A 23,288-nucleotide genomic window follows, 5' to 3' on the forward strand; every position below is an offset into this window, starting at 1 on the left:
CCCTCCCTTAAAACAAGGAAAGTTTACTAAAATAAGTTTTTTACCAATCGTATTGTCTACCTTTTACTAGATAGAAAATATTTTCAGCGATATTTGTTGTATGATCCGCTGCTCTTTCTAAATAGCGACAAACAAACGTTAACTGGGAGATTTGATGCAAATATTCAGGTTTATTTTTACTGATTTCAAATAACTCTACAAACGCTTGTTTGTTTAAACTATCAACCTCATCATCCATCTCAGCAATCTTTCGAGCTAATTTTGTGTCTTCCTCATTATAGGCATTTAAAGATAACCGTAACATTTCATTGGTAATTTCCAACATTCTTTTTACATGTACCATTGGTTTAACTAATTCCTGATTTCCTATTCTAATAGTAGCCTTTGCAATATTGACTGCAAAATCAGCAATTCTTTCGATATCTGTCGCAATCTTAATTCCAACAATAATTCTTCTTAAATCAATAGCTACAGGTGCCTGTTTCGCAATAAGAAGAATAGCAAAATCATTTATTTCTTCATACAACATATCTGCCTTTGCATCATTATCAATAATTTCTAGTGCCATTTCGATATTTTGTGTCTCAAGTGCATCTAATGATCTTTGTAGAGCTTGAATAGAAAATTCTCCAAGCTCTGTCAATTTTCCCTGTAATTCCTTAAGCCCTGCTTCAAATTTCTCTCTAACTGGCATGATAAAGTCTCCTTTTTCGGTTGTTGAGCTAAAATGATTATCCAAATCTTCCTGTGATATAATCTTCGGTTCTTTTATCCTTTGGATTTGAGAATATTTTATCTGTTACATCAAACTCAACAACTTCTCCATTTAAAAAGAAAGCTGTTTTATCAGAAATACGTGCAGCCTGCTGCATATTATGTGTAACAATAATGATACTATAATTTTCTTTTAATTCTTGAACTAGTTCTTCTACTTTTAATGTTGAAATTGGATCAAGTGCAGAGGTCGGCTCATCCATTAGAATAACATCTGGCTCTATCGCAAGACATCTAGCAATACATAGACGTTGTTGCTGTCCACCTGAAAGTCCATAAGCATTCTGGTTTAATCTATCTTTCACTTCATCCCAAATTGCCGCACCTCTTAGACTTTTTTCCACAATTTCATTTAAAATTTTCTTATCACGAATTCCATGAATTTTCGGTCCGTAAGCTACATTTTCATAAATCGACTTTGGAAATGGATTCGGTTTTTGAAAGACCATTCCTACTTTTGTTCTTAATTCTTCCACTCCGTAATCTTTATCAAAAATATTTCTGCCTCGGTAATTAATTTCACCTGATGTCTTTACTCCAGGCACTAATTCAATCATACGATTTAATGTTTTTATATACGTTGATTTACCGCAGCCTGATGGTCCAATAATAGAAGTTACTTCATTTTCAATAATATCTAAATCAATATTTTTCAGCGCATGATTTTCCCCATACCATAAATTAAGCTGATTTGTTTTATAAACAGAATTTTTCACTTTACCATCTTTTGAATTACTTTCTACTGCTTTTTTCACTTTATCTACAAAGACTGTACTCATTTGAAGTTCCCCCTATACGTTTAATAACGCTTTTGAAATTTATTTCTTATTAATACTGCGATAGAGTTCATTAATATTAATAGCACTAAAAGGACAATTATTCCTGCTGCTGCAAGACTCTGAAATTCTTCTTGCGGTCTTCCCGTCCAGTTATAAATTTGCATCGGCAACACCGTAAACATATCAAATACAGTTCTCGGCAAGAATGCTAAGAATAATGGTAAGCCTAATACTACCAATGGAGCAGTTTCTCCGATTGCGCGAGAAAGAGCCAATATCCCCCCCGTTAAAATACCTGGAATAGCTGCAGGCATTACCACTCTAACAATTGTCTGCCATTTCGTTGCTCCCATCCCAAGTGAGGCTTCTCTTAATTCACTAGGTACTGATCGTATAGCTTCTTGAGCTGCTACGATAATGATTGGCAATACTAATAAGCTCATTGTTAAACCTGCGGCAAGGACACTTGTTCCTAGTGATAAAGCACGTACAAATAGTGTTAAACCTAGTAGACCAAACACAATCGATGGTACACCAGCAAGGTTCGATATATTGATTTGGATAAAATTCGTAAACTTATTTTTACTCGCATACTCTTCTAAATATATTGCAGTCCCTACTCCAATCAAAAGGGAGACAGGTGCAACTACTGCCATAAGCCACACTGTTCCTATTAACGCAGTATATACGCCTGCATTTTCAGGTTTACGAGAAGGTAAGCTTGTTAAAAATTGAAAATCTAAATAGCCAATTCCTTGAGTCAATACTCGATAAAAAAGGACACCGAGAACAACTAAACCAAATAAAGTTGCACTTAAAAATAATCCTCTCATAATGACATTTTTCATTAATCTCGGTTTCATTCGTTTGATAACTTCTGAATGATTTACTAACTTCATCTTAATATTCCTCCCTAAAACGACGAGAAATGTATTGGGCAAGCAGGTTCATTAAGAAAGTGAACAGGAATAATGTAAATCCAACAGCATAAATACTGTAATAAATCGTTGTACCATATCCTGCATCACCTTGACTTACTTGAACAATATAAGCTGTCATAGTCTGAATAGATTCTGTTACATTGAAGCTAAGGTTAGGTGTACTTCCTCCAGCAACTGCCACAATCATTGTTTCACCAATTGCTCTTGATAAAGCTAATACTATGGAAGAAACTATACCAGAAACCGCAGCAGGCAAGACAACCTTTAAAGCAACTTCAAATTTTGTAGAACCCATCGCTAAAGCCCCTTCACGCATCGCCCGTGGAACTGCACTCATTGCATCTTCTGACAAAGAAGCAATCATAGGGGTAATCATAATCCCAATCACAATTCCTGGACTTAAAGCATTAAACATTTCTAAAGAAGGAATAATCGATCTAAGCAACGGTGTTATAAATGTTAAAGCGAAAAAACCGTAGACAATCGTAGGAATACCAGCAAGCACTTCTAAAATTGGCTTAATTATTCTCCTTGTTCTATCACTCGCGTACTCACTTAAAAAAATGGCAGATGCTAGCCCTATCGGTACAGCAACAATTCCTGCAATGATCGTTACTTTTAACGTACCTGAAACAAGTGGCATGATTCCAAAAGATCCTGGTTCAGAAAATGGATACCATGATGTACTTGTTAAAAATTCTTTAATATTTACTCTATCAAAAAAGGTAAATGTTTCAATAATTAGTGTGAATAATATACCCAGCGTAGTTAAAATCGAAAAAATTGCGGTAATTAATAAGACTTTAGGCATCATTTTTTCTAGTACTTTGCTTATATTATTTTTTTGCTTCTTTTCTGCAATTAATTCTTGAACGGATCGTGTATTTCCTTTTAGATCTTGCTTAATCATGCTTTTTAGCCCCCCTTAATCCAAACACCAAGATGGAAAGCTAAGAACAAAGCTTTCCATCAAAACTTATTACTTAAGTCCTTTAATTAACTCTAAATCTTTTTCATATTCTTCTTCTGGTAATTTCACATAACCTACATCTTCTGAAAGCTCTGCAGCATTATCAATCATAAATTCAACAAAATCAGCTACTTCTGCTTTTTTCACAGATTCATTTTTCACATAAGTGAATAATGGTCTAGATAGTGGAGCGTACTCTCCGCTTTCAACTGTTTCGTTTGTTGGTTCAACTGGACCGTTTCCGCCATCAATTGGCACAACTTTTAACTTATCTTTGTTTTCAGCATAATAAGCATATCCAAAGTATCCAATTGCATTTTTATCACCTGTTACACCTTGTACTAAAATATTATCGTCTTCTGATAATGTTGCTGCTTTAGCAATTGGTTGATCTTCTAAAATTACTTCATCGAAATAATCGAATGTTCCAGAATCAGTTCCTGGAGAATAATATTTAATTTCTTCTTCTGGCCAGCCTTCGCGGATATCAGACCATTTTTTTGCTGTGCCATCTTCCAGCCAAATTTTCTTTAATTCATCGATTGTTAAATGGTCAACCCATGTATTATCTTTATTCACAACAACGGAAAGTCCGTCATATGCTAATCGTAATTCTGTAAAATCAATACCTTTTGATTCTAATTCCGTTTTTTCTTCGTCTTTAATTGGGCGAGATGCATTACTGAAATCTGTTTCACCTGCGATAAATGCTTTAAAGCCTCCACCTGTTCCAGATGATGCAACAGAAACTTTTACATTTGGTTGCTCTGCTTGATATTCTTCAACGATTGCTTCCATAATTGGATAAACAGTTGATGATCCATCTAATTTAATTTGTCCTGATAATTGTTCAGTACCGTTTTCCTTTGATGAATCTGACGAATTGGAAGGACTAGATTCATTGTTTCCTCCACATGCCGCTAGTGCTAACATTGTTCCAATCATTGCTGTTAATCCTACTGTTTTAAGGCTCTTCATTTTTCTCTTTACCCCCTAAGGATGGTTGTTTTGTTTACAAGATAACTATAAGTCTTTAGTATTAATTTGGTTTTAACTGTTTGTAAATCAATGTAAACACAATGTAAATTTAGGGATTTTCCTTATATTTTGTCGTTATATGTTGTGAAGACAGCAAATCTACCTTTATTAAAAGACATTTTTCTTTAACAAAATGCAAAAAAAAAAGGACAAAACTAATGGAGACTAGTTTGTCCTTTTTATCACTATTATTCTTTTTCTTCTTTTTTCTCGTCTTTTTGTCTCTCTTTTTTCAAATCGAAATACGCATCCAATACGCGCTCTCCGATTTTTTTATTGGAGCCATTATCGACACTTCCTTGGTATGCCCATGGAACCATCACGGCCATAGCTACTTCTGGATTATCAGAAGGAGCATAACTAATTAAGCTTAGGTTCATGACTTGAGGAGGTTCTTTTCCATAATCACTTCTAGATGGTCCATCATAAAAGGCCTCTGCTGTTCCTGTTTTTGCTGCAGGAGAATAATCTTTTCCACCTAAATTAGAATAAGCCGTACCTTTAGGAGTTTGGGCTACCATTTTAAACCCTTGCTGGACTCGTTCAATCCATTCAGACTTTACATCAACCTTATTTAATACTTTTGGTTTAATGGTTTCTACAACTGGTCCAAGTGTACTATCATCTGCTACGGGTTCACGAATTTCTTTTACAATATGTGGTTCCATTCTTTTCCCACCATTAGCGATTGTCGAAACATATTGTGCAAGCTGCATATTGGAATACGTATCATATTGTCCAATCGATAAATCTAGTAAGAAACCTGGCAGTGTATCTTGTCCTTTAAAACCAACTTGTTCGTTAGGCAAATCAATCCCTGTGCGAATTCCTAATCCATACTGAGCAAATTCATTTCTAACTAAGGAGAAGTCACTTAGCTGTACAGACAATGGTTGACCATATACATAATTTGCACCAGCCATCTTCATCACTGTACGGAACATATAAACGTTAGAAGATCGTTGTAATGCAGTGAGATCATTAATCGGTCCCATTGTTGTCCAAGATTTCTTAATTGTGTTTCCTATTTTTACAGGTGTATCATTCCAGACTGTTCCAGGGGAAATAGCTCCTGTTTTATATCCAGTTAATACAGTTGCACCCTTTACAACAGAACCTACATTGTATGTTGTTGTAATATTACCAAGTGCATCATCTTGAACTTCTAACTTTCCAGTTTTCTCATTTCTTACTAGTCGCTTTCCTGCCATGGACAGAACATCACCTGTATTAGGATTCATTAAAACGACATAGGCTCTATCAAGTAATTTCGTGCCAGCAAAGGTTTTCGCTGTTTTTAATTCTTCCTCGATGATTTTTTCCACTTCTAATTGAAGCTCCATATCAATAGAAAGAACTAAATCATTCCCTCGTTTCCCTTCTGTAATGACCTCTGTACTTACGATATTGCCTTTTTTATCTGTTTTATTACGAATTTTTTCTTTTTGCCCTTTAAGAACATCTTCGTATTGTAGTTCTAGGTAACTTGTCCCTACTCGATCATTCCGGCTATATCCTCTTGAAACATAATAATCTAATTTCTCTGCCGGCAATCCTCTTTCAGCAGAACTCACATTACCTAACACAGATTTTAATGTATCACCGAATGCATAGGATCTTTCCCAGTCAGTTGTTGTATCAACACCTGGTAAAGATTCTAAATTCTCACTAACTACCGCAAACTCCTTGTCACTCACATCTTTATTTTTAACCATTTGCGGGGTTAGTTTATATCCGCTAATAAACTCACGATAAATGGCTAACACTTCTAAATCATGATTAGAAAGTGAATTTATATCTTCTTCTGTAATACGATCAAGCTGTAATTGATACACTTCAGTATTATATTCGTCTTGATCTGGATACTTCTCTGCTAAAGCTTCTTTTTCCTTATCAGAGACCTTCTTATTAGCCTTTTCTTCATTTTTTATAATCCAATAATCCTTTTTCTCACGCTCTGTTACCTTTTTTGTATCTTTCATAATATACTTTGAAAGCAACTCCGCTGTTTCGAGCATCTCTTCTTGCTTCACTCCAGAATTTGTATATGTAATTGCTTTTTGCGCAACATTATCCACAATTACTTTTCCAGTAGCATCATACATTTTCCCACGGGGCACAGAGGTATTTACTGTAACATCTTCTGTTTTCTCCAATTCTCTTTTATAATCCTCTCCATAAACAATCTGCACAAATCCTAATCGCAGAATTAAGGCCGAAAATAATAAAAAGACAAAAAAGAAAATAATATTAAGACGTACAGGTATTGTTTTTTTCTTTTTCTTTTTTCCCAACGTTTAATCACACTTTCCTTGAATATTCTTTTTCTATTGTAATAGAAAACAGGAGATTATTCTATTAATAACTAATTGGAATAAAATGCTAGAATTGTTATGGTGATGATATTTGCGTTTTTTCCTCTTCTATTATTTATTAATATGGAAGAAAAAACGCCTATATATCCGCGATTCTTTTATCCAAAAAACACCAAAAAGACTATCTATATCAGATAGAAATGCATCTACTAATAGATAGTCTTTTATAGTAAAAGTCTATGAATCTAGTCTTTTTCTTTCTTTAATTCAAAATATTTATCCATTACACGTTTACCGATAGTTAAGTTTGGCGAAGGACCATTACTTGTTGTGTAGACCCAAGGAACCATTACTGCCATTGCTACTTCTGGATTATCAGAAGGTGCGTAAGTAATCAAACTAAGATTCATAACCTCGGGTGGCGGAGTATCAAAATTGGTTCTTAATGGACCATCATAAAACGCCTGTGCGGTACCAGTCTTACCGGCTGGGCTATACGGGGCACCTACAAATACTCCACCTGTTCCACCTGGTTGCATTACCATACGGAATCCTCTTTGTACTTGTTCTATCCATCCTGGTTGTAAATCCAGTTTATTTAGAACCTTAGGTTGAATTTCTTGAACTATTGGACCTAACTTCTCATCTCCTTGGCCTGGTTCTCTTATTTCTTTTAGGAGTCGTGGCTGTATCCGATAGCCACCATTAGCAATAGTCGCAGCATATTGTGCTAGTTGCATATTTGTGTATGTATCATATTGTCCGATTGATAAGAACATTAAATTACCTGGTACTGTTGTGTCTTGCCCTTTAAATCCAGCCATTTCATTTGGCAAATCAATTCCAGTTCTAACACCTAAACCAAACTCGCTAAAGGAATTTCTAATTTTATTCCATGCAGCTGGATCCACGTTCAAAGTTTGTCCAGGAGTTGTATAGCTTTCCTTTCCAATCGCTAGTGCAATCTTTGCCATATATACGTTAGATGATAATTTTAAAGCAGTTAAATCGTTCATGTTTCCCCATAATCGACTTGAATAAGATTTAAAATCTGGTGAATCCTTGATTTTAATAACTTCATCTCTTAACAGGGAGCCAGGACGAATAACGCCTACTTTATAACCCGTTAGTACCATAGCTCCTTTGACCGCTGATCCAACATTATATGAAGTTGTAATATTGCCTAACGCAAAATCTTGGACAACTTGGTTTCCGGTTTTCTCATCTTTTCCTAACTGCTTACCTGCCATTGTTAAAACTTCACCTGTATGTGGATCCATCAGTACAACAAACGCTCGATCTAAATAATGGGTACCAGCATAGCCATATTTCGTTCTTTTCAATTCTTCTTCAATGATTTTCTCAACTTCCAACTGTAATTTCATATCGATCGTTAATACTAAATCATTTCCAGCCGATCCATCAGATAAAATTTCCGAGCCAACAATTTCATCTGTTTTATCTTTAATATATTTGACCTTTTTCTTTTGACCTTTTAAAACATCCTCATACTGTTTTTCTAAATAGCTTAGGCCAACTCTATCGTTCATGCTGTAGCCCTTTGCTAAATAGCTATCTTTTTGTTCTGCAGGAACACCTCTTTGTGAAGTACTTACATTTCCTAACACAGTTTTTAATGTGGATCCAAATTCATACTTTCTATCCCAATCTCGAAGGGTGTCTACACCAGGTAATCTTTCTAAGTTTTCACTAATAATAGCTATTTCCTTATCAGTAACTCCTTCATTTTTTACAATATGAGGAGTATAAAAATAACCACTTTGAAACTCTCGATATATCGCTAATGTTTCCATATCTAAATCTGTTAGTTTATTTAAATCTGTTTCAGATATCCGATTACGCAATAGTTCATCATATGCTTTTTGATATTCCTTTTTGTCATCCTTATACTTTAGTTCAAGCTGTTCATTTTCTTCTTCTGATATTTTTGATTTTGCTTCATCCGGATTTATTAAAATCCAATAATCCTTCTTGTCTCTTTCTGATATCTTTTTAAGATCTTTTTCACTGTCCATCTTAATTATTTTCGCCAACTCTTCAGCGGTATCTCGCATTTCTTTTGGCGTATACTTTTTCCAATTAGTATATGTAATGGCATTTTTGCCAACATTGCTTACAATACTTTGACCTGTTCTATCATAGATTTCTCCCCTAGGAACAGAGGTGCTAATAACAACATCCTCTTTTTTCTCTACTTCTTTTTTATAGTCATCTCCATACACAATTTGTACAAAGCCTAATCTTAAAATGAGTGCTGAAAACAATAAAAATACCGTAAAGAATATAAGGTTTACTCTTAAAGGTATTGGATTTCTCTTCTTCTTCTTTTTTTCCCCCATTTAAAATCCCACCATTTCCTCCAAAACTTTCCTAATTTCTATTTTAAAGGAAGTTTACAGAAATTTCTATATGATATTGGAGATTAAAAAACAATCTATTGTATAAAAAATGAAGAGAATCTGCTATATAAACAGATCCTCCTCTCACTTAAGCTGGTTTCCATCTTATTTTCCTAGCAAAGAAATAAATCACAGAATGCCCACTTCCTAGTATAAATAACAGAACAGGTATTACTTTATTTGGATTGAATATGCTAACGCCAATTATAAAAATGAGAACGGATAAGAGTCTTCCTAGATTAAGAAACAATTCTCTCACGACTATATATTCAATTCTCATTTCTCCTGCTTTCCAGCCTTTTCCGATTACGTCAAAAGTTAAACTAGTGTAAGGAACTAGAATTAATGGATAGGCTATAGCTATTGTACTCGCATAAATCAGCAATTTCGTATAAGAAAAATCAAAAACGATAATAAACATCGATAGGAATAACATAATTCCCCCAACTAAAATAGACTTATTCCGATTCTCATTTTTGATTGTCCTCGAAACAATGTAATAGGCAACAAATGAAATCCCTGAATTTATTAACCCAAATTTCCCCAAAGCCAATTCACTATCTGTTGCTATATAGACAAAGACAGTTATCATAAACGCAAAGACACCTTCACGTAAGCCTTGAAAAAAATGAGCATTTGTAATGAGTTTCCAGTTATAATTATGTTTTCGTTCTTCGACAATTCTTTTAAAAAAGTATTTGCCTTCTGCTGGTCTTCTCTTCAAAAAGAAGCTCGAAATAACTGCTAAAAGAAAAAGCCCAAGAGACATTCCAAAAACAATCATATAACCTGTTGACTTTGTTAATTGAGAAATAATAAATCCAGCAATCATTGGTCCTATCATTCCAGCAACCGAATTTAACAATCCTAAAAACCCATTAAAGAAATCTCTAGTTTCCGGTTCTGTTACTTCAAATGTTAGTACATTATACGCTAGCCAATAGAATCCATTTCCAATACCAAGTATTGCTCCTAGCACTAGAAGAAATGTTGATGCCTTGTCTCCAATTAATAATACTGTCAAATAGAAAATAGTAAGGAAGGCAACTCCGATTCGGAATACAATTACACGATCAATTTTCTTTGCCCATCTGCCAGCAAGTGTAAAGGTAATTAATTGTAGCAAGATGATAGCAAGATTATACAATCCCAAATCTCTAAATTCACCTGACTGTTTCCATAGAAATACGTTCACGAAAGTATTAGAAAGCGCTACACTTAATGCGTACAAGCCTCCTGTGAGCAACAATATTTTTAAATCTTTTGTAAGCTCTACATCACCTAATATTTTACCTATTTTCATCATAGAAACTCCCCTTTGTTCTAGAGTAGTTTCTAACAAAATGAATATCGTTATGCATTATATATAAAAACTAACAATTATGAAAATAAGCGAAAATACTTGGCTATATTGCTAATAAGAATATAAAAAGCCCTGTGAGCTTTTTTGCTCACAGGGCTTTCGCATAACTTAAAATTATTTAGCAGCTGTATAACGCTTAGCTACTTCATCCCAGTTGATTACATTAAAGAATGCACTAATGTATTCTGGACGACGGTTTTGATAGTTTAAGTAGTATGCATGCTCCCAAACGTCTAATCCTAAAACTGGTGTTTTGCCTTCCATTAAAGGATTGTCTTGGTTTGGAGTGCTTGTTACTTCTAACTCACCGTTGTTAACAACTAGCCATGCCCAGCCTGAACCAAAACGAGTTGTAGCAGCTTTTGAAAATTCTTCTTTGAAGTTTTCGAAGCTTCCAAATTTGCTATCAATAGCAGCAGCTAAATCACCAGTTGGTTGACCGCCACCATTTGGAGAAATCACTTCCCAGAATAATGAATGGTTTGCATGACCGCCACCATTGTTACGAACTGCAGTACGTGCAGCTTCTGGAACTGCATCAAGATTAGATACAAGCTCTTCAACTGTTTTAGAAAGTAATTCGTCATTTCCTTCTAATGCATTGTTTAAATTTGTTACATAAGTATTATGATGTTTCGTATGATGAATATTCATCGTTTCTTTATCAATGTGAGGTTCTAATGCATCATAAGCGTAAGGTAATTGTGGTAATGAATAAGCCATGTCTAATTCCTCCTAATATTATATGTATTATCTTCTTCCTTATAAAGCTTTGTCCTATTTCGACAATTCTTATAAGAGAAGCTCTTTAACAATACATTATCAAATATAGAACTTACTTTCAATCTATTTGCTTGAAAAGATTCCCTCTTTAAAATACCCATTATTAATTATTTTAAACAGACAAGGATTAGTTTTAATACGGATAAATGGAATGCGACAAAATCAATGGAATTTACCTACACTCTGTTGATTAGGAGAAAAATCCATGTTTATTTCCTTCCATTAAAGCCACTTTTCCTTTTATACGGCAAATTTTTGGCGTGCATTCCTTTGTTAAAAAACACTTTTTCCTCCTCACCTTAGAAAATAATAAAAGGCAATCCATCTCCCAATACCTACTAGTGATTAACATCACTTCTGTGTTCATACTAATTAGTATGCTTACCGCGACTATTAGAACTTATCCTGTAATAAGTTCGATAAATTGTCATTTTTCCATTTCTCCCTATTGAATCAACGTTCTGGCGTAGATTGTGATTCGAACGACTCATCCTCATTCCATTTTATCCCATTTATAGTTTGACAAATATTTCACAATGTTTTTAAATCAAGTAAAGAGGAACTTTTTAAGGAGTGCTTTCTTATGAATGAAGTACAACTATCGTTATATAGTTTATTGATTCAACATTTCTTTGAAACAGACAAAATAGAACATATAAAAAAAGGAACTTTATTATTTCAAGAAAAAGATCCTGTTCAAAAAATATATATTTTATTAAATGGAACGATTTCTCTTGGGAGAGTACATGAGAAGGGCAAAGAATTTGTGATTAAAATACTCCATGACGAGGAATTACTGTTAGAATACCAAATATTTAAACATTCACCTAAATATTATTTTTTTGCAAAAAGTCTTACAGATTGTGATGTTCTTGCAATAGATCGAAAAGAGTTTGAAGATTTAGCGTTAAAAGACCCAATGCTCCTTACTTCCATTACTAGATGGTTAAGTACAGGATATCTAAAGGCACATATGAAATGCCAAGACCTTATTATGAATGGGAAAAAAGGTGGTCTCTATAGCATATTAATAAGACTGTGTCATTCATTTGGGATTAAGAATAAAGAAGGAATCATGATTGATATCCCAATTACTCATCAAGAACTAGCTAATTTAACCTTTGGGACTAGAGAAGTGATTCAGCGGATATTAAAAGATTTAAGAGAAAGGGAAGTAATTGACTATAGCAACCAGAAGATAACCGTAAAAAACCTTGCCTATTTAAAAAAAGCAGTTGACTGCCAAAACTGCCCTGTTGATATTTGTGGGCTAAATTAAGAAAAGCAAAGGGAAAGAGATACTTAAAAGTTGCACTCTTTCCCTTCCTTTCCCCCTTATATTTTTAGAAAAAAATAAACAATCATTATCCCCTGTATTATACCTTTCGTAACTACACTACTCAAAAAACCGATTAATGAGCCTACCCCTATTTTAAGTGCAGTCTTCCAATTCGTCTTACTAACGATAAGCTCAGCTAGAACAGCTCCTATAAATGGTCCGAGAAGAATGCCGATTACAGGAATGACAAAAGGACCTACGAGTAATCCAATTGTGCTTCCCCAAATCCCTGCCTTCGTACCACCAAATTTCTTTACTCCTATCCAATTGGATACGGAATCAGCAAAAAATAATAGGATAACAAACATCCCTTGTATAATCCAAAAAAGTACACTAAGTTCTTCAAACGAAAAAAAGATACCATATAAAAGATATCCCGCTAAAATAAATAGTACACTAGGGATGATTGGATAAATTAGACCAATAAAAGCAATAATGAATAAAACACTAATTATAATCCAATAAATAATATCCATACCGTTCCTCTTTTCTTCTAATTTAAATATGATAAACCATTTAAATTGTTTATCATACTTTTTTCTGCAAATCAAATGCTGAGACTTGTATCTACTTGCTGTAAAAAGATACAATAAGGATGAAACTTTTGAAGGATGTGTCAGAATGAATATTTTTAAGCAGTTTTATCGAAGCCTCTATTCTCCAAAAGATATAGCAAGCTTCCGTTTTCAAGGTATCGGCAAAACCATTATTTATCTGTTGCTTTTAACTATTATTGCATCATTTCCTAATTTGTATTACTTAAATAAGGGAATTAATGAAGCAATACATACGTTTAGTATAACAATGGAGGAAGAAGTACCTTCATTTACAATAAGCGATAATATACTACATACAGAAAATCAAGAAGAACCAACTATCATTGAAAAGCCTGATTTAACAATCATTTTAGATTCTTCAGGGACCTACGATCATACAAAAATTAGTTCTTACGGAAATACTGTAGCTCTTTTAAAGGACGAATTTGTCATTGTGACTTCAGGACAGGCCCAAAGGTTTGAATATTCCTCATTCGGAAATATCACCTTAACAAAAGAAGAGCTTATTGATTTTATTCAAACGATGGATTCTTTAGCATATGTGTTTATCATTATTTTAGTGGTCATCTATATCCTGTTTATGCTTATTTATAAAGTGCTGCAAACAATCGTGCTTGCTATGTTTGGAAACTTTTTCTCAAAGATATTTGGCAGAGCATTAACATTTGCACAATGCTGGAAAATCACCGTATATAGTACAACTATTCCTGTTATTTTCTTTACGATTATGGACAGCCTACAAACAATGGTTCCTAGCGGTTATTTATTAAATTGGTTTATTAGCTTATTCCTTGTTTGCTTAGTTATTAAAGAGGTTCAACCGGAAAAGCCAATGCAACCGTAAACCTTTTTTGTCTATGTAATATAGCTACCCATTATGATAAAAGCAAAAACTACTTGAGATAGTTTTTGCTTTATTGTTTATTATGTCCTAATAATTATCCTATTCTTCTTCCATATTAATATTTTCCTCTAATTTTACTACTAATTTCGAAAGCCTTGAACTGATATCTGCATTTATCTGAATACTGTCCTGCTGTATTTCCCCTATCTTTTTCATTTCATCTGAACTTGCAAGTGTCTGTTGGCTAATTGACGTTACATGTAGTGTACTATGCTCCATTTTTGGAAAAAACGCTTGAAGCTCATTCAAAAGATGGTGATTATCTTTTAAACCTACACTAACTAGAGAAATTCCTTCCAGTAATTGATTAAAAGATATCGTCGCTTTTTTTGCTAAATCAGCACTTTTTGTGAAATTTAATTGAATATCTTGTAAATCAGTTGATGATTTTTGGATGATTTGGTCCATATCAAGTGTGAAAGTTTTAATATCTTCTGCTGATTTAGAAGATAAAACAGCAAGTTTCTTCACTTCATTTGCTACTACCGCAAACCCTTTTCCTTGTATACCGGCTCGAGCTGCTTCTAGCGTAGCATTTAAAGCCAAAAGCTTTGTTTGTTCTGCAAGTCCTTTAATATCTTCTACTACCTTTTTAATAGATAGAGCATGATTATTAAGTAAATCGTTATTACTATATATCACCGTTACTTTGTCTTGTAGTAAATGTTGACTTGCAAATAAATTATTCATATTTTCTTCGCCCAATATGGCAGCACGATTCATTTTTCCTGTATGTTCATTTATTTTCTTACTACTTTCTTCTAATTGAACACTTAATGCTTTCATTTCTTGAAATATAGTTATATTTTGCTCTGAGCTTATTGCTGTTTGCTCTGCTCCATTTTTAACTGTATTAATCATTTCACTGAGCGTTTCGCCACTTTCTATCATCTGCAACGCTTCTGTTTGTAATATTTCATTTGTTTTAGCCAAATGAGCGCTTGTTGCTTGCATTTCAGATAATACAAGCTGTAACCTCTTAATTAATAAATTATAACTGTTAACCAGTGACATAATCTCCGGTATAGAAGTTTTAATGGAAGTAACCTCTGTTAATTGACCATCTCTTGCAACCCGCATAATTTCTCGTAGCTTTAATAGCGGGCTTACCATCGTCTTAACAAAAAGTCGAATAACAATTGCGGTAATTATAATACTCAATGCTGAAAAAAGAAGAAGGCTATTTTTCAACTGAGTGACATTATGTAAATACTCTTCTTGCGGGATGACTAATAGATAAATCCCTTTTAATTCTTGTATATTTTGAAAAGCTACTGTATAGGTTTTACCGTTCCATTGTGTTTCCAATACACCTGATTCTAATTCGTTTGCTTTTTGTATAAATGAATCCTCCCACTTTAATGGTGAAGTTTGACTCACTTTAAAAGGTTTAATTTCATTTTCTGATAGCAAAAAGAAGGAGGCATTTAACCCTTCTTTAGCAAAGCTAGCATCCTGGTCTCTAATTATTTGTTCCATTTTCGTTTGGAACTTTTCTTCCTGGCCAACATACATTAACATGGTATTCTGAGCCATAATATAAATGGTATCCACTTCTTTTTCTAGTCTTTCATGCATCATCTGAATAGTTATCTTCGTAGAGCTATTAATAGAAATCATTGTTAAAATAAAAATAGTAATAATAAATAATGGCAAAATAAAAAGGAATAATCGATTTTGGATAGAAAACCTTTCCTTTGATTGTTTTTTATTCTTCAATATTTTCATTTCTTTCGTCCCCCCTACACCATATTTTCACAAATATTTATTAAGGACATGTAAAAATTAAGTAATTTATTATTAATTTTATGACTATTTACCTACTCTTTTTTCCCCATTTGAAGATCTGAATAATATCTTTCTTTTAATAGTTCTAGTGAATGTTGGACAAGCATATATTTTGTCTATAATCATTTTAGGGGGCTTTAGGATGAAAAGGTTTTTTATTACATTTGCAATTTTAGTAACCATTTATGTTATATATATTGATTTAAATGAAGGGACACTTTCCTCCACCCAAAAACAAGAACCATCACTAGAAGTACAGGCATCTCCAGAAGATTCCAGCAATTTTTTCGAACAAAAAGTTCAATCTGGTGATACCGTTCTTTCCATAGTAGAACAATATTCGACTGGTGGTATATCTGTAAGCCTTGAGACCGTAGTAAAGGACTTTCAACAATTAAATGATGGTTTAAAACCTGAAGATATTCAGATTGGAAAAACATATATTTTTCCAATCTATAAATAACATAAATGCAGACTTCCAAAAATAAACTATTTTGAGGGAGTTTTTTTATATTTACTTAGATCCATTACTTATTTTTTCTCAGAATAGATGTTTCCCATTAAAAAGCCAATGCAATTTTCAGCAAGTTTCTTGTCAATATGAACGATTCATTGATACAATAGGAAACGATACTAGGAATAAATGAAAAGCTAATTATTTTGGCTGGTCCAATATAAAAGGAGCGAATCACCATTGAGTGAAATTATACATCGTACAAAAACCCGACCAATTAAAGTTGGTAACTTAACAATTGGGGGAAGTAATGAACTATTTATCCAAAGCATGACAACAACAAAAACACATGATGTCGAGGCAACTGTTGCACAAATTAAGCGTTTAGAAGAAGCAGGCTGTCAAGTTGTTCGTGTCGCATGTCCTGATGAACGTGCTGCCGATGCTATTAGCGAGATTAAAAAACAAATAAATATACCGTTAGTTGTAGATATCCATTTCGATTATCGACTTGCCTTAAAGGCAATTGAAGGTGGTGCGGATAAAATCCGGATTAACCCAGGTAATATCGGAAAAAGAGAGAAAGTTGAAGCGGTTGTTAAAGCTGCTAAAGCAAAAGGTATCCCTATTCGAATTGGTGTTAATGCTGGTTCTTTAGAAAAGAAAATCTTAGAAAAATATGGATATCCTACTGCTGATGGAATGGTGGAGAGTGCTCTACATCATATCAAAATATTAGAAGACCTTGATTTCCATGATATTATTGTATCCATGAAGGCTTCTGATGTGAACTTAGCTATTGAAGCATATGAAAAAGCTGCTAAAGCATTTGATTATCCCTTACATTTAGGAATAACTGAATCAGGAACACTTTTTGCTGGAACAGTAAAGAGCGCTGCTGGTCTCGGTGCTATTTTAAGTAAAGGAATTGGAAATACTTTACGTATCTCCTTAAGCGCGGATCCTGTTGAGGAAGTAAAAGTTGCTAGAGAACTGTTAAAATCATTTGGTCTTTCTTCTAATGCAGCTACATTAATCTCTTGTCCAACTTGCGGTCGTATCGAAATCGACTTAATTAGTATTGCCAATGAAGTAGAAGATTACATTTCTACCATAAAAGCACCTATTAAGGTTGCTGTTCTTGGCTGTGCAGTTAATGGACCAGGGGAAGCAAGAGAAGCAGATATTGGTATTGCTGGTGCTCGTGGAGAAGGATTACTTTTCCGTAAAGGAAAAATTGTTCGCAAAGTTCCAGAAGAAACAATGGTAGAAGAACTTAAGAAGGAAATCGATACAATAGCGGAAGAATATTTTGCAAAAAAAGCAGCTGAAGAAGCTGAAAAAAATGATACTGTTAGTGTACAACCATAAAAGTGAGAAAATCTAACCTCAATACAGAGGTTAGATTTTTTGATTTTCAATTCTTGTTAGAAGAATGGGGCAATAAAAATTCCTATGATAATGGAGATTGCACCTAGTGTAATTGCCCATGTTCCTAGTGCGGATGCTCCTTTTCTTCTTGCTATGAATCCTAATACTATCCCGACAATACCTAAGATAATAGGCATTACAAACAAGGACAGGATAGAAATGATTAAAGCTGTAATACCAATTCCTTTACCTCCTGCTACTTCCCTATCTCTCCCAACACCAGAGGTCACTGGACGTGTAGCATTATAAGTCATTGGAGGTGTTATTTCTGCTGATGTTTCTTCTAAATAATCAACAGGTGATCCAGTTCGCTCTCTATCTTGAAAATCGTGACTGTATCCTTCATTGCTATTTTGGTCTGCCATGATGATCCCTCGCTTTCTTTAATAGGAGCATTTATTATCATCACCAAATTCTCTGTCCCTATGTCTGTAAATGTTTTACATACGTTTCTCCTTTTTTACTTCTATCCTTTTCCTTGACCCCATTATTTGGTAAGCTAGATAGGAACAACATTGGACAAAGGAGCATAAAATGAAAAAAATGCGTTTTGGAATTGATATTGATGGAACAGTAACTAGCCCTGCTACATTTGTTCCCTTTTTAAATGAAAGCTTTCAATTAAATATTTCGTTTGAGGATGTTGTACAGTATGAATTTTATCCTTTAGTAAACGTTTCAAACGAAGAATTTGACAAATGGTTTATGGAAAATGAGGCTAGAATTTACACGGCATCTCCCCTTGCCGAGGGAGCGAATATTGTATTAGAAAAATGGGCAAAACAACATGAACTCATATTTATTAGTGCAAGAGGCGAAGGAATGCTTGATCTAACTAAGGAATGGTTTAATAATAACGGTATTAGCTTTGACCATATTGAATTAATTGGTTCCCATCATAAAATAGCTGCTGCCAAAAAAAACAAAGTAGATATATTCTTTGAAGATAAGCATGATAACGCCGTTATGCTTCATGAGGAGTTAGGTATTCCAGTTATTCTCTTTGATACGCCATATAATAGGAAACCCATACCTAAAGGAGTTATACGCGTCACAACATGGAATGAAGCATATGAATGGGTGGAAGAATGGCTCCATTCTCCATTCAATAAATAGCTTTCCTTTAATGGTTCCAGTTATTATTAAATAAAAAAACGAAGCAATATCTCAATAGATATGCTTCGTTTTCTTATTTTTGACACTCCGGACATTTCCCATAAATTTCAAACTTATGACCAGAAACATCATAGCCATTTAAGCTTTCTGTCAGTTCTTCCATGGGACAAGTAATGATTTCTTTTGTTTTTCCACAGTCTAAGCAAATGAAATGATGGTGGTGGTGGTGATGAGAACAAGTAAAGCGAAAATGCTTTTCGCCATTTAATTCTGTCATTTCAAAAATATCCAAGTCTGCAAATAAGGATAAATTACGATATATCGTATCAAAACTTAAACCTGGATAGTCATCCTTTAAAGCTTCTAATACATCTTTGGCTGTTAGATATTTATTTTCAGTCGAGAATAATGCTAATATATCTTCTCGCTTGTCCGTATGTTTATATCCTTTTTCCTTCAGGATATCTAGTGCACTTTGTACATTCATTTTTCTCCACCTCATTTCTGCTTGTCTTTTTTAACAGGTAAGGATACTTATATTCCAAATAATTTTTTCCTGATTTTACTCTATTCCTTATAAAAATAAAAAATCTATAGTAATCATTACGATTTATTTACTCTAAATGGTTTCAAAATCAGTATACAAGAATGAACGATTTCTGTAAAGATATCTTCTACTTATAAAGATTAATTAAAGAAATCAAAAAAAAATAGCACATTTTTGTCTAACTCCTCATATGTTAGAATGGGGAGTGATGACATGAAAATTTTTGAAAATATAATCAATCATAAAATCAACAACATAACCTCTACTGAATTAATGAAATACAGTAAACAGTTCAAAATTAAAATTACAAATGAGGAAGCAGTAAAACTTGCTAATCATCTTAACGGACGAAAAATCAATATTTTCAAGCCTAATGAACGCGCACAATTAATTAGAGAGGTAGCTAAATTAACAAGTCCTGCTACAGCAAAGGAACTAAACGATTTATTTAATTTATTTGCCGAGCAGTAAACTACCATACTTAACTTTACTTTTGAAATAAAAAACGCTCTAATGAGCGTTTTTTAACTTTGTAAAATTTCTGCCAATAGATTTTCATTAAATGTTTTATTTCTAATCATTTCGATTTCATGCTTATAAGGGGCTTTTTTATCATTTTTATCGGTTCCAACATACGGTGTTTCCAATATTTTTGGAACATCTTCTAGTTGCGGATGATGAACTATTTTCACCAATGCATCAAAACCAATCTGACCGTAACCGATATTTTCATGTCTATCTTTTCTTGCACCAAGAATATTTTTACTATCGTTAATATGCAATACTTTTAATTTATCGATTCCCACGATTCGATCGAACTCTTCTAATACACCATCAAAATCTTCTACAATATTGTATCCAGCATCATGAGTATGACATGTATCAAAGCATACTGATAATTTATCATTATGTGTAACACCTTCCATAATCATTGCTAATTCTTCAAAGTTGCGACCACATTCCGAACCCTTTCCAGCCATTGTTTCAAGGGCTATTTGCAAGTTTTCATTACCAGTAAGCACTTCATTTAAGCCTTCAATGATCTTTTTAATGCCAACTTCCGCGCCTGCGCCTACATGTGCACCTGGATGTAAGACAATTTGCTTTGCTCCTAGTGCTTCTGTTCTTTCAATTTCACTACGCAAAAAATTTACTCCCAATTCAAAAGTAGCTGGGTTCGTTGTATTGGCAATATTAATAATATATGGTGCATGAACAATAATATCTTTTATGCCATTTTGCTCCATATGAAGTTGACCTGCTGCGATATTTAAATCTTCTATTTTCTTTCTTCTTGTATTTTGTGGAGCCCCTGTATAGATCATAAAAGTATTAGCACCATAGGAGACTGCTTCTTCACTTGAACCTAGTAACATCTTTTTTCCACTCATTGATACATGTGAACCAATTTTCAACAAATCAACCAACTCCTCTACTACCTATTTTTTCTATTACTTATTCTCTTTTCTCTCTTTTTAATTGTTTCTACTTGTAGTTGCATTTTTTTCTTATATCCAGGTTTAACTTTTTTCGGTTTTTTGACAAGTGACTTAGCTTTTAAATCAATTTCGTCTACTTGCTTCTTGCGGTTTTTACGGCGATTTCGATCTTCTAATTCTATCCATTCGCCTTTTTTTAGATCCATATGCTTAAACTCAATACCTAATTTTTCCAGCTGGTTTAGCTTGTCTTCATCAGACGTCTCATAGATTGTTAAGGCAATTCCTGAATAACCAGCTCTTGCTGTTCTACCGACGCGGTGTACATAAAAATCTAGGTCTGAAGGCAGCTCATAGTTGATAACATGGCTAATCCCTTTAATATCAATTCCTCTTGCCGCTAAATCTGTTGCTATGATGTATTGGAATTCTAAATCTAGAATTTGTTTCATTACTTTTTTGCGTTCACGAGGGGTTAATCCACCGTGTAATCTTCCAACCTTAAGACCTTTATTTGATAAACCAGTTGCTACTTCATCACACATTTGCTTTGTATTTGTAAATACAATTGCAAGATAAGGATTGTAACTTACTAATGCTTCATAGACAGTTGTGATTTTATCACGGTGTCGAGAAGGTATTAGAATATGTTCAATATTTGCAGCAGTCAACTGCTTTGGCTCAATATGAACATACGTTGGATTTTCTAAATATTTCTTTAAGAATGGTTTTAATTTTTCAGGAATGGTTGCTGAAAATACAAACATACTTAAATCTTTAGGCATTTTCGCTGCAATCTGATCGACATCTTCAATAAAGCCCATATCAAGCATTAAGTCAGCTTCATCGACAATGAGAATTTTAGCTGTATGCACAAATAATGCTTGCTCTTTAACAAGATCATTAATTCTTCCTGGTGTACCTACAACAATTTGTGGTTGCGTCTTTAACTTTTCAATAGAACGCTGTTTATCTGTACCTCCAATATAAAGGCGGGACGTTATTGGTTGTTCTGAATGCTTAATTATTTTCAAAATTTCTTGGTTGATTTGATTCGCCAATTCTCTTGTTGGTGCTGTAATAACAGCTTGTACCGCTTGTTTTTCAGCTACTATTCTTTGAATAATCGGCAAAACATAGGAATGGGTTTTACCTGTTCCAGTTTGTGATTGACCAATTGCACTTTCCCCTTTTAAAACAAGAGGAATAACTTTCTGTTGAATTTCTGTCGGTTCGTAAAAACCTAATTCATCAATAGCATCTATAATAAATGGTTTTAACTCGTATTGTTTAAATTGATTATTACTCATATATAAAACTCCTTAATAGCCAGATAAATGAACGTGCACAGATTTGGCATTTACCTATAGCTCTTTTGTCCATCATTTAATTATAATAAAAATTTACCTAAAAGGCTATAACGAGTGCCCTTTTTATTTTTTCCAATACCATAAATCACTCAATGGTTTATCCTATTCCTAGCTTTTTACATTACACGTAAAGCTATCCATTATTTCTTTGCAAAACCTAAACATCTTCTGACTCTTTGCATACTCTATAAAGTAGTATAAGTGAAAGGAGGCGTTTTTTATGATGCCACCAAGACCACGTGGACCGTTCCAAGGACCACCAATGGGTGGGAGAATGCCGGGAATGAGAGGTCCATCTAACTTTCCTGGAGGCGCAATGGGCAGAGGTGGAGGGCCGAGCAGAGGAAGTGGCGGCGGATTACTATCTAGACTTCTCGGAGGCGGTAATAATGCAGCAGGAGCTGCTACGAACGCAGGAGCTAGAAGTGCTGCATCTGGGGGCGGCGGATTGCTAAAAACATTGACCAACCCTTCTTCCATTAATGGATTTTTAGCAAATTCTCAAAAATTCCTTAATACCGCGAGCCAAATTGGACCGATGATTAATCAATATGGTCCAATGGTTAAAAACATCCCTGCTATTTGGAAAATGTATAGAGGATTAACAAGCTCGAGCAATGAAACAGACGAAGCAGAAGTTACAGAACAACCAACGAATTCAGTAAAAAGTGAAAAAACAACTAAACCAGCAACAAAGAAACAAATCAAGACCATTGAAGATGTAAATGATGATTTTGAAACAGAATCAGCACCTGAAAAATCTACTGGTGCTCCGAAACCTAAATTATATGTATAAATATCCCTTGACCTTTCAAGCATGAACCAATAAAACGTTTCATTCCAAACTAGGCTCCATTATGAATCAACAGTGCCTATTGCCAAGAGTGAATCTGGATTGGTTTTTGCTTTGTTTGGTCAATTTTTTTAATAGACTTATGAATCATCCTTTTTCCAGACAGT

At 34.0% G+C, this 23,288-nt stretch carries 22 protein-coding genes; 7 read left to right on the forward strand and 15 right to left on the reverse strand.

Annotated features, from left to right (window positions below):
• Window positions 1-40: 40 nt before the first annotated feature.
• The 9 genes from phoU to NYE52_RS14475 all read right to left on the reverse strand — a co-directional run bounded on the left by phoU (window position 41) and on the right by NYE52_RS14475 (window position 11,323).
• Entirely contained in the window at window positions 41-694 is a 654-nt protein-coding gene (gene phoU, locus NYE52_RS14435) for a phosphate signaling complex protein PhoU (protein ID WP_341193709.1), read from the reverse strand.
• Between the two features lie 37 nt (window positions 695-731).
• Window positions 732-1,553, reverse strand: coding sequence for a phosphate ABC transporter ATP-binding protein PstB (gene pstB / locus NYE52_RS14440; RefSeq protein WP_341193710.1), 822 nt, complete (start codon window positions 1,551-1,553; stop codon window positions 732-734).
• Between the two features lie 20 nt (window positions 1,554-1,573).
• Window positions 1,574-2,452 (reverse strand): phosphate ABC transporter permease PstA, encoded by an 879-nt coding sequence (pstA, locus tag NYE52_RS14445; protein ID WP_341193711.1) that lies wholly within the window; start codon window positions 2,450-2,452, stop codon window positions 1,574-1,576.
• 1 nt (window position 2,453) lies between these two features.
• Window positions 2,454-3,404: a phosphate ABC transporter permease subunit PstC gene (pstC, locus tag NYE52_RS14450; protein WP_341193712.1), complete on the reverse strand. Its 951-nt coding sequence runs from the start codon at window positions 3,402-3,404 to the stop codon at window positions 2,454-2,456.
• A 69-nt stretch (window positions 3,405-3,473) separates the two neighbouring features.
• The gene (locus NYE52_RS14455) at window positions 3,474-4,442 is read right to left on the reverse strand and encodes a PstS family phosphate ABC transporter substrate-binding protein (RefSeq protein WP_341193713.1); all 969 of its coding nucleotides are present in this window, start codon (window positions 4,440-4,442) and stop codon (window positions 3,474-3,476) included.
• 248 nt (window positions 4,443-4,690) lie between these two features.
• Window positions 4,691-6,796: a peptidoglycan D,D-transpeptidase FtsI family protein gene (locus NYE52_RS14460; RefSeq protein WP_341193714.1), complete on the reverse strand. Its 2,106-nt coding sequence runs from the start codon at window positions 6,794-6,796 to the stop codon at window positions 4,691-4,693.
• Window positions 6,797-7,062: 266 nt separating this feature from the next.
• On the reverse strand, window positions 7,063-9,177 hold the full coding sequence (locus tag NYE52_RS14465; protein ID WP_341193715.1) for a peptidoglycan D,D-transpeptidase FtsI family protein: 2,115 nt from the start codon (window positions 9,175-9,177) through the stop codon (window positions 7,063-7,065).
• Between the two features lie 148 nt (window positions 9,178-9,325).
• On the reverse strand, window positions 9,326-10,543 hold the full coding sequence (locus tag NYE52_RS14470) for an MFS transporter (RefSeq protein ID WP_341193716.1): 1,218 nt from the start codon (window positions 10,541-10,543) through the stop codon (window positions 9,326-9,328).
• A 171-nt stretch (window positions 10,544-10,714) separates the two neighbouring features.
• Complete coding sequence (locus NYE52_RS14475) at window positions 10,715-11,323, reverse strand: superoxide dismutase (protein WP_312093184.1); 609 nt, start codon at window positions 11,321-11,323, stop codon at window positions 10,715-10,717.
• A 643-nt stretch (window positions 11,324-11,966) separates the two neighbouring features.
• On the opposite strand from NYE52_RS14475, the gene NYE52_RS14480 reads away from it, so the two are divergent.
• Window positions 11,967-12,662 carry a Crp/Fnr family transcriptional regulator gene (locus NYE52_RS14480; RefSeq protein WP_341193717.1) on the forward strand — a complete coding sequence of 232 codons (696 nt, stop codon included), beginning with the start codon at window positions 11,967-11,969 and terminating at the stop codon, window positions 12,660-12,662.
• A gap of 56 nt (window positions 12,663-12,718) precedes the next feature.
• On the opposite strand, the gene NYE52_RS14485 is transcribed toward NYE52_RS14480, so the two are convergent.
• Entirely contained in the window at window positions 12,719-13,198 is a 480-nt protein-coding gene (locus NYE52_RS14485; RefSeq protein ID WP_341193718.1) for a DUF456 domain-containing protein, read from the reverse strand.
• A 145-nt stretch (window positions 13,199-13,343) separates the two neighbouring features.
• On the opposite strand from NYE52_RS14485, the gene NYE52_RS14490 reads away from it, so the two are divergent.
• Window positions 13,344-14,123, forward strand: coding sequence for a DUF1189 domain-containing protein (locus NYE52_RS14490; protein ID WP_341193719.1), 780 nt, complete (start codon window positions 13,344-13,346; stop codon window positions 14,121-14,123).
• Window positions 14,124-14,222: 99 nt separating this feature from the next.
• Here NYE52_RS14490 and NYE52_RS14495 read toward each other — a convergent pair whose 3' ends face one another.
• Window positions 14,223-15,911, reverse strand: a complete 1,689-nt coding sequence (locus NYE52_RS14495; RefSeq protein WP_341193720.1) for a methyl-accepting chemotaxis protein — start codon at window positions 15,909-15,911, stop codon at window positions 14,223-14,225.
• A gap of 202 nt (window positions 15,912-16,113) precedes the next feature.
• Between NYE52_RS14495 and NYE52_RS14500 the strand changes: the two genes are divergently transcribed.
• Complete coding sequence (locus NYE52_RS14500) at window positions 16,114-16,434, forward strand: LysM peptidoglycan-binding domain-containing protein (protein ID WP_341193721.1); 321 nt, start codon at window positions 16,114-16,116, stop codon at window positions 16,432-16,434.
• 240 nt (window positions 16,435-16,674) lie between these two features.
• A complete protein-coding gene (gene ispG, locus NYE52_RS14505; RefSeq protein WP_341195201.1) occupies window positions 16,675-17,796 on the forward strand; it encodes a flavodoxin-dependent (E)-4-hydroxy-3-methylbut-2-enyl-diphosphate synthase in 1,122 nt (373 codons plus the stop codon).
• 56 nt (window positions 17,797-17,852) lie between these two features.
• On the opposite strand, the gene NYE52_RS14510 is transcribed toward ispG, so the two are convergent.
• Complete coding sequence (locus tag NYE52_RS14510) at window positions 17,853-18,221, reverse strand: DUF4190 domain-containing protein (protein WP_341193722.1); 369 nt, start codon at window positions 18,219-18,221, stop codon at window positions 17,853-17,855.
• A gap of 169 nt (window positions 18,222-18,390) precedes the next feature.
• On the opposite strand from NYE52_RS14510, the gene NYE52_RS14515 reads away from it, so the two are divergent.
• Window positions 18,391-18,972: a hypothetical protein gene (locus NYE52_RS14515; RefSeq protein WP_341193723.1), complete on the forward strand. Its 582-nt coding sequence runs from the start codon at window positions 18,391-18,393 to the stop codon at window positions 18,970-18,972.
• A gap of 73 nt (window positions 18,973-19,045) precedes the next feature.
• On the opposite strand, the gene NYE52_RS14520 is transcribed toward NYE52_RS14515, so the two are convergent.
• Window positions 19,046-19,459 (reverse strand): Fur family transcriptional regulator, encoded by a 414-nt coding sequence (locus tag NYE52_RS14520; RefSeq protein WP_341193724.1) that lies wholly within the window; start codon window positions 19,457-19,459, stop codon window positions 19,046-19,048.
• Between the two features lie 273 nt (window positions 19,460-19,732).
• Here NYE52_RS14520 and NYE52_RS14525 point away from each other — a divergent pair, with 273 nt between their 5' ends.
• Entirely contained in the window at window positions 19,733-19,990 is a 258-nt protein-coding gene (locus NYE52_RS14525; RefSeq protein ID WP_341193725.1) for a DUF2624 family protein, read from the forward strand.
• 53 nt (window positions 19,991-20,043) lie between these two features.
• Here NYE52_RS14525 and NYE52_RS14530 read toward each other — a convergent pair whose 3' ends face one another.
• Together NYE52_RS14530 and NYE52_RS14535 are read right to left on the reverse strand one after the other, a co-directional pair.
• Window positions 20,044-20,937 (reverse strand): deoxyribonuclease IV, encoded by an 894-nt coding sequence (locus NYE52_RS14530; RefSeq protein WP_341193726.1) that lies wholly within the window; start codon window positions 20,935-20,937, stop codon window positions 20,044-20,046.
• Window positions 20,938-20,954: 17 nt separating this feature from the next.
• A complete protein-coding gene (locus NYE52_RS14535) occupies window positions 20,955-22,268 on the reverse strand; it encodes a DEAD/DEAH box helicase (protein WP_341193727.1) in 1,314 nt (437 codons plus the stop codon).
• Between the two features lie 280 nt (window positions 22,269-22,548).
• Here NYE52_RS14535 and vrrA point away from each other — a divergent pair, with 280 nt between their 5' ends.
• Entirely contained in the window at window positions 22,549-23,124 is a 576-nt protein-coding gene (gene vrrA, locus NYE52_RS14540; RefSeq protein ID WP_341193728.1) for a VrrA/YqfQ family protein, read from the forward strand.
• The last annotated feature ends 164 nt before the right edge of the window (window positions 23,125-23,288 follow it).

The organism is Niallia sp. FSL W8-0635, assembly GCF_038007965.1.
In the GTDB taxonomy this organism is placed as follows: domain Bacteria; phylum Bacillota; class Bacilli; order Bacillales; family Cytobacillaceae; genus Niallia.

What these genes read in the sequence shown, in the direction of transcription:
- phoU (WP_341193709.1), bottom strand. Translation starts at nt 694, where the DNA reads ATGCCAGTTAGAGAGAAATTTGAAGCAGGGCTTAAGGAATTACAGGGA.
- pstB (WP_341193710.1), bottom strand. Translation starts at nt 1,553, where the DNA reads ATGAGTACAGTCTTTGTAGATAAAGTGAAAAAAGCAGTAGAAAGTAAT.
- pstA (WP_341193711.1), bottom strand. Translation starts at nt 2,452, where the DNA reads ATGAAGTTAGTAAATCATTCAGAAGTTATCAAACGAATGAAACCGAGA.
- pstC (WP_341193712.1), bottom strand. Translation starts at nt 3,404, where the DNA reads ATGATTAAGCAAGATCTAAAAGGAAATACACGATCCGTTCAAGAATTA.
- NYE52_RS14455 (WP_341193713.1), bottom strand. Translation starts at nt 4,442, where the DNA reads ATGAAGAGCCTTAAAACAGTAGGATTAACAGCAATGATTGGAACAATG.
- NYE52_RS14465 (WP_341193715.1), bottom strand. Translation starts at nt 9,177, where the DNA reads ATGGGGGAAAAAAAGAAGAAGAAGAGAAATCCAATACCTTTAAGAGTA.
- NYE52_RS14470 (WP_341193716.1), bottom strand. Translation starts at nt 10,543, where the DNA reads ATGATGAAAATAGGTAAAATATTAGGTGATGTAGAGCTTACAAAAGAT.
- NYE52_RS14475 (WP_312093184.1), bottom strand. Translation starts at nt 11,323, where the DNA reads ATGGCTTATTCATTACCACAATTACCTTACGCTTATGATGCATTAGAA.
- NYE52_RS14480 (WP_341193717.1), top strand. Translation starts at nt 11,967, where the DNA reads ATGAATGAAGTACAACTATCGTTATATAGTTTATTGATTCAACATTTC.
- NYE52_RS14485 (WP_341193718.1), bottom strand. Translation starts at nt 13,198, where the DNA reads ATGGATATTATTTATTGGATTATAATTAGTGTTTTATTCATTATTGCT.
- NYE52_RS14490 (WP_341193719.1), top strand. Translation starts at nt 13,344, where the DNA reads ATGAATATTTTTAAGCAGTTTTATCGAAGCCTCTATTCTCCAAAAGAT.
- NYE52_RS14495 (WP_341193720.1), bottom strand. Translation starts at nt 15,911, where the DNA reads ATGAAAATATTGAAGAATAAAAAACAATCAAAGGAAAGGTTTTCTATC.
- NYE52_RS14500 (WP_341193721.1), top strand. Translation starts at nt 16,114, where the DNA reads ATGAAAAGGTTTTTTATTACATTTGCAATTTTAGTAACCATTTATGTT.
- NYE52_RS14510 (WP_341193722.1), bottom strand. Translation starts at nt 18,221, where the DNA reads ATGGCAGACCAAAATAGCAATGAAGGATACAGTCACGATTTTCAAGAT.
- NYE52_RS14515 (WP_341193723.1), top strand. Translation starts at nt 18,391, where the DNA reads ATGAAAAAAATGCGTTTTGGAATTGATATTGATGGAACAGTAACTAGC.
- NYE52_RS14520 (WP_341193724.1), bottom strand. Translation starts at nt 19,459, where the DNA reads ATGAATGTACAAAGTGCACTAGATATCCTGAAGGAAAAAGGATATAAA.
- NYE52_RS14525 (WP_341193725.1), top strand. Translation starts at nt 19,733, where the DNA reads ATGAAAATTTTTGAAAATATAATCAATCATAAAATCAACAACATAACC.
- NYE52_RS14535 (WP_341193727.1), bottom strand. Translation starts at nt 22,268, where the DNA reads ATGAGTAATAATCAATTTAAACAATACGAGTTAAAACCATTTATTATA.
- vrrA (WP_341193728.1), top strand. Translation starts at nt 22,549, where the DNA reads ATGATGCCACCAAGACCACGTGGACCGTTCCAAGGACCACCAATGGGT.